12 protein-coding genes are annotated in these 12,100 nt (G+C 47.7%); 3 read left to right on the forward strand and 9 right to left on the reverse strand.

The genetic code is table 11. The features are described from left to right. Window positions 1-18: 18 nt before the first annotated feature. Complete coding sequence (locus NSQ38_RS01445; protein ID WP_339786477.1) at window positions 19-1,119, reverse strand: D-alanine--D-alanine ligase; 1,101 nt, start codon at window positions 1,117-1,119, stop codon at window positions 19-21. A 137-nt stretch (window positions 1,120-1,256) separates the two neighbouring features. Continuing rightward, window positions 1,257-2,261 (reverse strand): amidase domain-containing protein, encoded by a 1,005-nt coding sequence (locus NSQ38_RS01450; protein ID WP_339790358.1) that lies wholly within the window; start codon window positions 2,259-2,261, stop codon window positions 1,257-1,259. A gap of 377 nt (window positions 2,262-2,638) precedes the next feature. Between NSQ38_RS01450 and acnA the strand changes: the two genes are divergently transcribed. Beyond that, window positions 2,639-5,353 (forward strand): aconitate hydratase AcnA, encoded by a 2,715-nt coding sequence (acnA, locus tag NSQ38_RS01455; protein ID WP_339786479.1) that lies wholly within the window; start codon window positions 2,639-2,641, stop codon window positions 5,351-5,353. A 132-nt stretch (window positions 5,354-5,485) separates the two neighbouring features. Here the strand turns inward: acnA and NSQ38_RS01460 are convergent, their stop codons facing one another. From NSQ38_RS01460 to NSQ38_RS01490, 7 genes are all read right to left on the reverse strand, one after another. Next, window positions 5,486-5,800, reverse strand: coding sequence for a hypothetical protein (locus NSQ38_RS01460; protein WP_047841416.1), 315 nt, complete (start codon window positions 5,798-5,800; stop codon window positions 5,486-5,488). A 32-nt stretch (window positions 5,801-5,832) separates the two neighbouring features. Further along, window positions 5,833-6,231, reverse strand: coding sequence for a hypothetical protein (locus tag NSQ38_RS01465; RefSeq protein ID WP_339786481.1), 399 nt, complete (start codon window positions 6,229-6,231; stop codon window positions 5,833-5,835). 216 nt (window positions 6,232-6,447) lie between these two features. Next, window positions 6,448-6,657: a hypothetical protein gene (locus NSQ38_RS01470; protein WP_074093413.1), complete on the reverse strand. Its 210-nt coding sequence runs from the start codon at window positions 6,655-6,657 to the stop codon at window positions 6,448-6,450. A gap of 13 nt (window positions 6,658-6,670) precedes the next feature. Continuing rightward, complete coding sequence (locus NSQ38_RS01475; protein WP_339312069.1) at window positions 6,671-7,231, reverse strand: VanZ family protein; 561 nt, start codon at window positions 7,229-7,231, stop codon at window positions 6,671-6,673. Between the two features lie 28 nt (window positions 7,232-7,259). Beyond that, entirely contained in the window at window positions 7,260-8,123 is an 864-nt protein-coding gene (locus NSQ38_RS01480) for a M15 family metallopeptidase (protein ID WP_339786484.1), read from the reverse strand. A 98-nt stretch (window positions 8,124-8,221) separates the two neighbouring features. Continuing rightward, on the reverse strand, window positions 8,222-9,310 hold the full coding sequence (locus NSQ38_RS01485) for a HAMP domain-containing sensor histidine kinase (RefSeq protein ID WP_339786486.1): 1,089 nt from the start codon (window positions 9,308-9,310) through the stop codon (window positions 8,222-8,224). After that, window positions 9,303-9,998, reverse strand: coding sequence for a response regulator transcription factor (locus NSQ38_RS01490; RefSeq protein ID WP_036614121.1), 696 nt, complete (start codon window positions 9,996-9,998; stop codon window positions 9,303-9,305). Before NSQ38_RS01490 ends, NSQ38_RS01485 begins: the two co-directional genes overlap by 8 nt. A gap of 84 nt (window positions 9,999-10,082) precedes the next feature. Between NSQ38_RS01490 and NSQ38_RS01495 the strand changes: the two genes are divergently transcribed. Beyond that, a complete protein-coding gene (locus NSQ38_RS01495) occupies window positions 10,083-11,033 on the forward strand; it encodes a YafY family protein (protein WP_339786488.1) in 951 nt (316 codons plus the stop codon). 73 nt (window positions 11,034-11,106) lie between these two features. Beyond that, a complete protein-coding gene (locus NSQ38_RS01500; protein ID WP_339786490.1) occupies window positions 11,107-11,925 on the forward strand; it encodes a zinc ribbon domain-containing protein in 819 nt (272 codons plus the stop codon). Window positions 11,926-12,100 lie beyond the last annotated feature (175 nt).

The following is a 12,100-nucleotide window of genomic DNA, read 5'->3' on the forward strand; positions in this document are numbered from 1 at the left end:
TGATCTTGTGGTCGCAGGCTACGCCTGGACGCCGTTCTCGTAATTCAGTGCCTGCTTGCGGTTGTAACGCTCCAGTGCCAGCTCAATCATGCGATCCAGCAGTTCGGCATACGATACACCTGTCTCACGCCAAAGAATTGGATACATGCTGTATGGTGTGAAACCAGGCATGGTGTTGACTTCATTAATAAGCAAGGCGCCGTCATTTTTCCGAATGAAGAAGTCCGCACGTGAAATACCGTTACCTTCAATCGCACGGAACGCCTGCAAAGCTGCCTCGCGAATGCGATCTGCGGCCTCTGGGTCCAGTGGAGCTGGAATCAGCATCTGTGATTGACCATCAATATACTTGGCTGCATAGTCATAATACTCACCGGAGGATACGATCTCACCTGGAACGGAAGCCATGGGCTCGTCATTGCCGAGGACGCTGACCTCAACTTCGCGGGCTTCAACAAACTCCTCAATGACAACCTTCGTATCATAACGAAGTGCGAACTCAACAGCTGTCTTCAGCTCATCGCGGTTACGCGCTTTGGAGATGCCCACACTGGAGCCCAGATTCGCCGGTTTGATAAAACAAGGATACCCCAGCTGATCTTCGACCTGTACGATCATTTCGTGCTCTGTCTGCTTCCATTGTGTAGCATTAAAATACGTAAAGGCACATTGGTCGATGCCAGCCTGTGCAAACAGCTTTTTCATGACCACTTTGTCCATGCCGCCAGCCGAAGCCAGTACACCTGCACCTACATATGGCATATCCGCCATCTCGAACATGCCCTGAATGGTGCCATCCTCTCCAAACGTACCGTGCAGCAGAGGGAACATCACGTCCAGCGCTTCTGCTCCGCCATACAAACGGCCAAACAGGGCGTTCAGCGCATCCTGCGTTCCACCCGCCGACTGCTCCAGCTTCAGATCTTCAATCTGCGCGAACGGCGCATGCATGACAGGTCCTTTTTTCCACGTCCCCTGCTTGGAGATATAAAAAGGAACGAGTTCATACTTTTCATAATCAAATGCGTTTGTTACAGCAAACGCCGTTTGCAGCGACACCTCATGCTCGCCCGATTTCCCGCCGTACACGACGCCTACTTTTAATTTATCCATACTCATGTGTACCCTCCGATTATCTGTGCCTGATGCTGTCATGCTTGCATGCTCAGCACCCTTGTTATTCTGCTTGCGTTATCTGATCTTATTTTACACGGAACTGGATGTCTGCGTCACCGCATCCCGAAAATCTTTCGTCATCAAAACTCATCTGCAATATGAAAAAGCCGGTATACCGTCCGCTCCGTCCAAGCGTAAGAATCCCGGTAATCCCAAAATCGGTGACGGCTACTAACCGTATGTGCGTTAACAAGCGGCATACCGCCCGCATCAAATGCGGTCACAACGGTGCTGTGCTGAAATCGCCCATCTCCATCCCAATCGTAGAGAATAACATCGCCGAGCATCAGCTGCTCAGGACGCTCCACTTCTGTCGCGGTCAGACCCCAACTGCTGCCTGACAAATAACGCTCCAGACTGTTGGAAACTGCCCAACTGTAACTCCACATTTCGGAGCCGTTCACATACCCTTTATACCACCAGCCAGCTTCTCTTCTACCAGTATAGTGGATGGGTGCGCCCCCTGCAAAGAGACATTGGGACACGTAATTGGTGCAATCCACATCAAATTCCTCAAATGCCGGATTCCCCGCATTCCACCACCGATCTGCATAGGCAACTGCCAGATCTCTGCGATATGACTGTTGCCGTGAGCTTCTTCCTTGACCCAGCACTTCCCGATTCAGCAGCGGCCGATTCATCGCCTGTACAAAATCAGCTTGTTGAAACGGGCGTCCTTCCCCAGCAGAGCGACGCTCCGGCACTTCTCGCTCGACCCGTCCAATAATCCATCCACCACTCTGCCGCAGAAAGGTTAACCGCTCCCGCTCAATCCGGTCCTCCCGGTGGGTGATCCCGCTCTTCTCGTAGAACAGTCTGCTGTACAATTGTACATCCACCACCGCTTCTTCCTGGCCATCCATAAGCGTGCGCACAAGCTTGGCGCTGGTCTCGCTGCGAAGAGGCACGGCGCGCCGCTTACGATACCATTCATCCAGCCTTGCCATACGCTCTCCCCGTTCCACCACGAAGTCAGGATCGGTAACGATCCGTTCGCTGGTCTGTGGACGGTAGTCGATCTCACAGCGATTGTACTGGTTCACGTAAGTATATAAGGCACTCTTCCATTCCCGTTCCAAGCCTATGTCCCCCTTTGGCATGAGTTCTGTCCGGATTATTTCATGGCGTATATAAACTCCTACTATTCATATGAGAGGGTCCTCGGTTGTATGTACACGGCTCGGGAAGGAGATCCAAAATTCGGCAAATACAGGTACACGAGATATCTTATTCCTGCCCTCTTCACGAAAACGCCTTCATTAGTTCAAAAGCTTGCTTGATCAGGCAAAAAGACCTTTACGTACGGAGGTGAAAACGGTATACTTAAAACTAAAGTCATGATTATGAAATTACGTTTCATCTGATGAAACTAACGAACAAGAACACGGAACGATGAAGGCCTGTTCTTCACCTAAATGAACGTTTTCTTCATCTCACCGACACATCCCAAGGAGGTACATGTATGTCAGCAAAGAATCATTTCTCCGCCGCTCGCAGTCTTGAGGTTGGAGGCAAGTCTTACCGCTACTACAGTCTCGATGCTCTTCAGGAAAACGGCCACGGCGATCTTTCCAGGCTTCCTTTCTCCATTAAAGTGTTGCTTGAAGCAGCAATTCGTCAATTCGACGGACGTGCCATTACCGAAGAACATGTAAAACAACTGACCGGCTGGGCAGATGGCCGTGATAATAACAAGGAAATCCCATTCATCCCTGCACGTATCGTTCTGCAGGATTTCACCGGTGTACCGGTTGTCGTTGACCTTGCTGCAATGCGTGATACTGTGAAAAAAGCAGGCGGCGATCCAAAACAGATCAACCCACTCGTACCGGTCGATCTCGTTATTGACCACTCCGTCATGGTTGATGCTTTTGGTACCAACGATGCACTTGATTACAATATCAAAGTTGAGTTCGAGCGTAATGAAGAGCGTTACCGCTTCTTGCGTTGGGCGCAAACGGCATTCAACAACTTCCGTGCAGTTCCACCATCCACAGGGATCGTTCACCAGGTTAACCTGGAGTATCTGGCTTCCGTGGCAGCAACAAAAACCGTGGACGGCGAGACCGTTGTATTCCCGGATTCCCTCGTAGGTACAGACTCCCACACCACCATGATCAACGGACTTGGCGTTGTTGGTTGGGGTGTTGGTGGAATCGAGGCCGAAGCAGGCATGCTGGGCCAACCGCTTTATTTTGTAACACCGGACGTTATCGGTTTCAAACTGACAGGCAGCCTGAGTGAAGGCGCAACAGCAACGGATCTGGCACTGACCGTTACCCAATTGCTTCGTAAAAAAGGCGTTGTTGGTAAATTCGTTGAGTTCTACGGCCCAGGTCTTGCCAACATCGGTCTGGCTGACCGTGCAACAGTAGCCAACATGGCACCAGAGTACGGCGCAACGATCGGTTTCTTCCCTGTTGATAGTGAAACGTTGAACTATCTGCGCAGCACTGGCCGTCCTGACGAGCAAGTAGAATTGGTTGAAGCTTATTACAAAGCTCAAGGCATGTTCCGTACTTCCAGCACCGTTGACCCTGAATTCACAGATGTGATTGAACTGGATCTCGGCTCTGTTGTACCAAGTCTTGCCGGACCAAAACGTCCACAGGATCGCATCGAGCTGACACAAATGAAAGAAAGCTTCAACAGCATCATCCGTACACCTGTAGATAAAGGCGGATACGGGCTGAGTGATGAGAAAATTGAACAAACCGTACCTGTGAAACACCCGAACGGTTCCACCAGTGAACTGAAAGCAGGCGCTGTTGTGATCGCGGCGATCACAAGTTGTACGAACACTTCGAATCCAAGTGTTATGGTCGGAGCGGGACTGCTGGCGAAAAAAGCAGTTGAACGCGGCCTGACCAAACCAGGATATGTGAAAAGCAGTCTGACACCAGGTTCCCTTGTTGTTACCGAGTACCTGGAAAAAGCAGGTCTGATCACGTATCTCGACAAACTTGGATTCAACGTTGCCGGCTACGGTTGTGCAACATGCATCGGTAACTCCGGCCCACTGCCGGACGAAGTGAGCGAAGCTATTGCTGAGAACGATATGACCGTAGCGGCTGTATTGTCCGGTAACCGTAACTTCGAAGGCCGTGTGCATGCACAAGTTAAGGCCAACTACCTGGCATCACCACCACTCGTTGTGGCATATGCACTTGCAGGTACTGTGAATATTGACTTTGAAACCGATCCAATCGGTTATGATACGAACAATGAGCCTGTATTCCTGAAAGACCTCTGGCCTACCTCCGAGGAAATTAAGGATACTATCGCTAGTTCCCTGAACGCTCAGATGTTCCGCAACAAGTACGAGAATGTATTTACAGCCAATGAGCGTTGGAATGCAATTTCTGTACCGGAAGGCGAATTGTACGAGTGGGATCCGAACTCCACGTACATTCAGAATCCTCCGTTCTTCCAAGAGCTTGGCGACAAGTTGAACGATATCGCAGATATCCGTTCTGCACGCGTGATGGCATTGCTTGCGGATTCCGTAACAACGGACCACATCTCGCCAGCAGGTAATATTGCACCATCCAGCCCGGCTGGACTGTACCTGAAAGAGCATGGCGTAGAGCGCAAAGACTTCAACTCCTACGGTTCACGCCGTGGTAACCATGAAGTCATGATGCGTGGTACATTCGCCAACATTCGTATTCGTAACCAGGTGGCTCCGGGCACCGAGGGCGGTATCACGAAGTACCTGCCAACGGACGAAGAAATGTCCATCTACGATGCTTCCATGAAGTATCAGGATGAAGGACAGAACCTGATCGTTATCGCTGGTAAAGAGTATGGTACAGGAAGCTCCCGTGACTGGGCGGCAAAAGGAACATTCTTGCTCGGCGTCAAAGCCGTTATCGCAGAAAGCTTCGAGCGTATCCACCGCAGCAACCTGGTGGGCATGGGTGTAATGCCACTGCAATTCCAGGAAGGTCATGGCTGGTCCAGCCTTGGTCTGAACGGACGTGAAACGTATGACATTACTGGCCTCAGCAATGATGTGAAGCCAGGACAAGAGTTAAAAGTTACCGTAACTCGTGAAGACGGTACACAGTTTGACTTCCCTGTTATCGCTCGTCTGGACAGCATGGTTGACGTGGATTACTACCATAACGGCGGTATCCTGCAAACTGTATTGCGTCAAATGATGAAAAAAGCTTAATTACATGAATCATTAATGTAACGAAGTTATAAAAAGAAGCTCCCCACCACGTGCAGATCGCACGTGATGGGGAGCTTTTTATTTAACTGTCGATATGCATCATCAATTTAATTATGAGTAGCTTCTTATCACTTAAAACTCAAAATTTAATCCAACTTCTGAATCATCAGGTGGTTCAGGAATACGATATACACCTCTGCAATTTAGTTTCTCCACGTTAATCCAGTCCACAAAATCATCCGCCCCATAACTACGAATAAAGTGAGCATATTCCGTATTTCCCTCATGATCAATAGACTCGATATACAGGGTGAATGGGTGCTTATACTCTAGGCTCTGCAAAAAATCGATAAATTCTCCTCTCCACTCGCCAATTTTTCCTGCATATTGATTGGGAACGTAATAGTAGAACACATCAAAGTGATATACAACAATTTTCATTAACATTTACAAGCCTCCTAGAACTTACAGATCACAGTTTAGAGTTTTAAGATCTCCATACCTTCTCTCAGTTGTTCCGACACAGCGGTATAGTACTCAATGCTATCCGCAAGTTCGCGTTCAGTCTTATGTATAAGATAATAGGAATATTTCTGCATCAACTCATGCTCGTTTAACTCAACAGGGAGATAAATAATCTCAACATCATTCGAATCGAAATAATGACGATATCCTCTCTCCGATTGTCCTACTTTCAAGACTGTTTTTATCACCAGCAACTCATCACGTGTACAAGCTCTTATCAGATCAGTTCTTTTCTGTTCTAAATCACGCACTACTACTTCATCGTAGTGATTATTCGTAGCTTCAGCAATTTCGGTTTCAATTTGCATAATGGCTCTCATGGTTCCTGCTAGTTCTTTAGCTAATGAATACAATGTATGTCCTCCTTTTTTTGTAAGGAATAGGCACTAACGCATCATCTCTACTCTACCTCATTTGCGATGTTACTCGCAAAGTTCACTGGTCCTATGCTAAATTCGATACCTTATGAAACAACAAAAAACTCCCCGTAACGTGCAATCTGCACAGTGATGGAGAGCCTTGGGTTTCAGTATGTGTGTGTTCTCCGTTGCTTCAAGGCCAACTGCCTTCTAATGCCCAATGTGATGTGAGGCTTGATCTAACAGTTGAATCGTGCCCATGATCAGAAACAGACACGACAGAGCAATTAACGAGCCTCCGACCCATCTAGACATGATCACTCGCTCCGTAATCTGTTTTTCCGAAGCATCCGTTACCTTGTGTGGATACACGAGAAACATTAGCCCTGCGCTAATGAACAGTACAGCCATTATAATCAAGTTCTTCTCCTCCTTACACGTGACTTTCCTTAGAATTCAACTTTTTCGTCGTCACGCGGGATTCTCCTCCCACCAACACCTTTTTCAGACCCATAGCCATGGTATAAATGATATATCCAATCAAGCCGCCGAGTGTATTAAGCATCAGATCATCCACATCAAATATGCCCATGCCAGTCACTAACTGTGTCACTTCATAACCCAGACTGAGCAGCAGTGACAGCAGGAGCACCTTTATTCCAGAGAATAACTTGTTGCCCGTCAACACAGGAATGAAGATGCCCAGCGGGATAAAGGCCAGTATATTACCTGCCAGATGGATTGCGGTACCCGGACGATGTAACGACAGACTGTTCCAGTCTCGTGAGATTTCCTGAAATGGTGTCAGGTTGACGGTTCGCGTATGGACCAGATCCGGTTGTTGCAAGAACGCCATCAGTCGATCCTTCACGATGCCAAAATCGACCGGGCTTCCTTTGAACAGGATCAGCTTCGTCAGCAGATATAAATAGATAATGAAAACGGCAATCCAAAGGATGTAATGTTTGCTTTTCTTCTGGTTGTTGTGCTTCATGTTGTTTCGCCTCCCTTGTGTTGCCCTGTTATTTCTTCACGGTGACAATGACGCCATCCTTGTTATCACCCGATATTTCAGTTTGGCCTTGCTCAGGTATGTAAACGGTTGTGTCTCGGGTGGCACGATAATAGCGGATATGATACTCCTCTTCCTCTACTTCCACAGTTATGTTCTCTTTCTCTTTAAGCATATCGAGATACTCTTCCAGCACCAGATTATTCTTATACATGACAGCACTGTGCGGTAGCCCTACATATCGAAAGTGCCATGGTTCATACTGAATACCCGTGATGCGCACTTTATCCTTTGGATAACGTAAAATAAATCCGTATTTCCATGCATTCTTCTCCAGCCACGCACCCTCTGGTGCTTCATTCATCGCAGCCAGGCTGGAGCCAATATCCAGGGATAACCCGAGATTGTGCTCACTGTGACCCGCAGGAAGTGCATAGTTTGAACCCTTTTCCTGGTATAACTCGTCCTGCTTTTCAAAGTCCCTGTACCCACTGCTGACGAGAAAATATCGGACTCCCTCTTCGCCTGCTGCTTCAACCATCCTCTGAAACTCCTGGGCCACCTGTCGTGATAACATGATTTTCTGATCCAGTATTCCATATCCACGAAGCAGATCATCCTCATGTGCCACATATACAATATCGGATTTAACTCCTTCCGGGTGAACGGGGTACTGCTTATCGACCAGTAACAAGTTGCCCTTATGTACCTGATCCTGAATGTTTCCGGTGACGGATACGGTATAACCTGCGGGATTTTCACGTGTATTCTGAATCTCGATGGGCAACTCATCCTTCTGCTGAATCCATCCCGGTGATTGCGTAACGATATATCCGATCAAAATGATACATATCAAAAAGCCCCACTTTTTCATGCTTGTTCCTCCTTTTACCTCATACATCAAGGATAGACAACACAAGTTAAAGAAAAAGCAGGGCAATTTTAAAGTTTTTCTTAAATTTGACGTCAACCTTATTGGAATACGGGCAAACGAACTTCGAATAACGTCCGTACCACGTCGCTCTGGGCCGAGATCGTACCGTCATGCTGCTCCACAATATTGCGAGCGATAAACAGTCCAAGGCCTGTCCCACCCTCTTGAGGGGTTCTGGCACGATCTCCGGTGTAATACATATCAAAGATATGTGGCAATTCCTCCGGACGAATATGTCCACCATAGTTAATTACCTGAATGATGACCTGTTCTGCATCGCGATATCCATTAATATCTACGTACATGCCATCCTTGCCATGCCGTGCAGCGTTAATCAGTAGGTTCTCGAACACACGAGCCAGCAACTCGCCATCACCGGAGACCGTAAGGTCAGTGTCTATTTTTAGTCGGGCGACTAGTTGGTTCTTTTCAAATACAGGATAGAGTTCTTCGTTCATCTGCTTCAGCAGTTCGCTAAGATCCAGCTGTGTCTTGTTTATAGGCAACATGCCATAATTCATACGGGTAATTTCGAACAAATCATCAATCAGTTTCTCCAGACGCTGTGATTTGGTGAATGCAATCGCCGTAAAGTGCCGTACCTGCTCCTCCGTTAGCTGATCATCCTTCATGAGCAGATCCAAATATCCAAGCACAGACGTCAGTGGTGTTCGCAGGTCATGCGCCAGATTGACGACAAGCTGGTCCTTACTATTTTCAGCAAAATCCCCTCGTTCTACCGCTTCCTTTAACTTCTCACTTGCCAGGTTCACATCCTCCGCAATCGTACCTAACTCGTCCTTCGAGGAGATCTGCACACGATGCTGAAAGTCTCCATTGGCCAAATGCCTGATCCCTGAGGAAATGTCCTTGAAATACGTCGCGTAGGGCTTGGTAAACCAGAAGAAAAATAGAATGGCCAGTGGGATAAATAAAATCAGGAAGAAATAGATATCCCCGATACTTCTCATAAAATGACGATATTCAGCAAGCTGATCTTCTGCACGGACACCCGAATAATAGGCTTGCATAATCTTGTAAATCCCATAGGTAATTGCACCAGAGGCAAGCATGCTTAACCCTAGCAACATAATCATGGTTGTACGAAAACTTCTTCGTTTAGTCATTAAACGTGTACCCCACACCCCAGATGGTTTTGATAAACTTGTTCTTGTTCACATCTTCCCCCAGCTTTTTGCGCAGGGTCCGAATATGGACCATCACGGTATTCCCACTCTCGTAATAGGCTTCTCCCCACACCTGTTCAAAAATGTTTTCTGCACTGAACACCTGCTTGGGGTGGCTCGCGAGCAGATACAAAATGTCGAACTCCTTCGGTGTTAGTTCCACTGGTTTGCCGTAGAGTGTAACACGATGTTGATCTGGCGTGATGATGAGCCCACCTTTCTCCAGAATGGACCTCTGCACAGGCGCAGACTGGCTGAATTGCAGGGAACGACGTAACTGGGAGTTAACCCGGGCAACAAGTTCCATCGGATTAAACGGTTTGGTCATATAATCGTCCGCGCCCATCACAAGTCCCGTAATTTTGTCCATATCTGACGTTTTGGCACTCAGGAAAATGATCGGTAAATGATGTTGCTCCCGAATTTTACGGGTCACCTCATACCCGTCCATACCAGGCATCATAATGTCCAGAATCGCCAAGTCTATCGCTTGAGTCTGAACAGCTTGAACCGCCGCCTTCCCATCAAAGGCCTTGATGGTGTGATATCCTTCTTTTTGTAAATGTAAAGCAACCAGATCAGCGATCTCAACTTCATCGTCTGCGATCAGAATCGTAATTCGCTTCATTGCTTATTCCACTCCTATGTGTGATGCTGGGCATTATAACATATTTGAATCCAACAGATAAACCAATGAAAGGAATCCATACATATGAAACTGGAGCGTTTGTTAGCCATCGTGGTGTTGCTAATCAATCGTGGACGGGTACAAGCCAAAGACTTGGCAGATATGTTCGAAGTATCGATTCGGACCATTTATCGGGACATCGATACATTGGGGCAAGCAGGCATCCCTGTGGTGACGTATCAGGGGGCAAGTGGCGGGATTGGTCTGGCAGAGGGCTACCGTCTGGATCGAAACGTATTAACAGACAAGGACCTCGCTTCCATCGTCACTGCACTACGCAGTGTATCCACTTCCCATGCTAATGCGGCGCGTGAGCTTCTGGTCGAAAAACTTAGCAGTATCGTCCCTGAATCCAAAAATGACGATTTTCAGGCCAATACCAATCGATTCATTGTTGATTATTCAACCTGGACGCATCCCGAAGCGCTGAAAATCAAGCTTGAAGTTATCGAACAGGGTATGGATCAATTACGCCCCGTAACCTTTACCTACTGCAGTGCGGAAGGTATCCATACTCACCGAACTGCCGACCCTCATACCATCGTACTCAAGAAGCATTCCTGGTATCTGTATGCTTTTTGTCACGAGCGGAATCAATTTCGCATGTTCAAGCTTGTGCGCATGCAAGATGTCACACTTGCTAATGAGCACTTTGAGCGTAAAGTCATCAACCCACAGGACAGACCCTGGCAACAGGAATGGAGCCGCCCAGACAATCAAGCTAGGTTAACCTTGAAATTCCATGCTCGTGTCCGTCATATTGCGGAAGAATGGTTTGGGATCGAGAACGTCATGCCTGATGGGACTGGGTATTATATCAGCCAGGTTGCTTTTCCTGAGGATAGCTGGTTATATGGGTTCATTCTGGGCTTCGGCGCGGACGTTGAAGTATTGGAACCTCAGCATATTCGGGATGAAATCTGCCGTATCGCGGAGCAAATTGTACAAAATTATATACCCCCAACTCAAACCTGACAGACAGCTGTCCAGTTCCTACCCGTATACTTCAGATATATTCAATCTGTACATATATGAGGAGGAACTAATCATGAACGTCACTGTATGTCAAAGCTGCGGTATGCCGCTCACCACCCCTGCCCAATTCGGAACGGAAGCAGATGGAAGCACAACCCGTGAGTACTGTATTTATTGTTACAAAGAGGGCAAGTTTGAGCAGCCCGGTATGTCACTTGAAGGCATGACGGAGATGTGCACTGCCATTCTGAAGGACGAAGGCATGGATGAGGAATCCGCTCGTTCGATGCTGCGTAACCAGCTTCCTTTTTTGAAGCGTTGGCGCACGAATACAACGGATCAACATGCAGAATCACTCGCTGAAAACCCTACTGCTTCTGCTAATCTTGGTCAGGTAACAACAGATCATTCGTTCTCTGCCCAGCCCGTTCGTTATGTCACTCTTCCTGGCAAACGCATTGCCGGCGTATCCGCCCGCACAACCAACGCCATTGAGATCAGTGGCAAAGGCTGTATTCAGGGACTCTGGAACAATTATTTTGTCTCAGAGCACCTCCCTGCACCTGAAGTTGTTCGCTATGGTTGTTACACGGATTACACCGATGGGATAACCGGAGAATACACCATACTGGTAGGGCATGAGGTCAGTCCGAACGAATCATTGCCTGAAGGATTGGATGACACTTCACTCCCTCTTGCAACTTACGCCGTATTCACTTCCAGAAAAGGACCGATGGCAGAGGTTGTTGGCGAAGCCTGGGGAGCCATATGGGCATGGGACAAACAAAGCGATCGTACGTTCACCGGGGATTTTGAATTATATGATGAACGCAGCCTGAATCCCGAGAGTGTACAAGTGGATATATACATCGCTGTTCGCCAAAGTAGATAAAGCCCAACACGATACCACCTCACACAGGATCAAAGTTTCCCTGGCATCCTTCTGTATATCATGCAAGCTGCCGAGTTCGCTCGGCAGTTTTTTTGTTATATACGGAACTACATCACCCCCTAAACAACCCGACCATGGTACCAAGTTAGTTAGCATGCTTTGCATCATTTAACCA

Origin of the sequence: Paenibacillus sp. FSL R7-0313, assembly GCF_037969885.1 — a bacterium.
In the GTDB taxonomy this organism is placed as follows: Bacteria; Bacillota; Bacilli; order Paenibacillales; family Paenibacillaceae; genus Paenibacillus.

Bases quoted from the DNA above. Each gene is read 5' to 3' on its own strand.
- NSQ38_RS01445 (WP_339786477.1), bottom strand. From the start codon at position 1,119: ATGAGTATGGATAAATTAAAAGTAGGCGTCGTGTACGGCGGGAAATCG.
- acnA (WP_339786479.1), top strand. From the start codon at position 2,639: ATGTCAGCAAAGAATCATTTCTCCGCCGCTCGCAGTCTTGAGGTTGGA.
- NSQ38_RS01460 (WP_047841416.1), bottom strand. From the start codon at position 5,800: ATGTTAATGAAAATTGTTGTATATCACTTTGATGTGTTCTACTATTAC.
- NSQ38_RS01475 (WP_339312069.1), bottom strand. From the start codon at position 7,231: ATGAAGCACAACAACCAGAAGAAAAGCAAACATTACATCCTTTGGATT.
- NSQ38_RS01480 (WP_339786484.1), bottom strand. From the start codon at position 8,123: ATGAAAAAGTGGGGCTTTTTGATATGTATCATTTTGATCGGATATATC.
- NSQ38_RS01485 (WP_339786486.1), bottom strand. From the start codon at position 9,310: ATGACTAAACGAAGAAGTTTTCGTACAACCATGATTATGTTGCTAGGG.
- NSQ38_RS01490 (WP_036614121.1), bottom strand. From the start codon at position 9,998: ATGAAGCGAATTACGATTCTGATCGCAGACGATGAAGTTGAGATCGCT.
- NSQ38_RS01495 (WP_339786488.1), top strand. From the start codon at position 10,083: ATGAAACTGGAGCGTTTGTTAGCCATCGTGGTGTTGCTAATCAATCGT.
- NSQ38_RS01500 (WP_339786490.1), top strand. From the start codon at position 11,107: ATGAACGTCACTGTATGTCAAAGCTGCGGTATGCCGCTCACCACCCCT.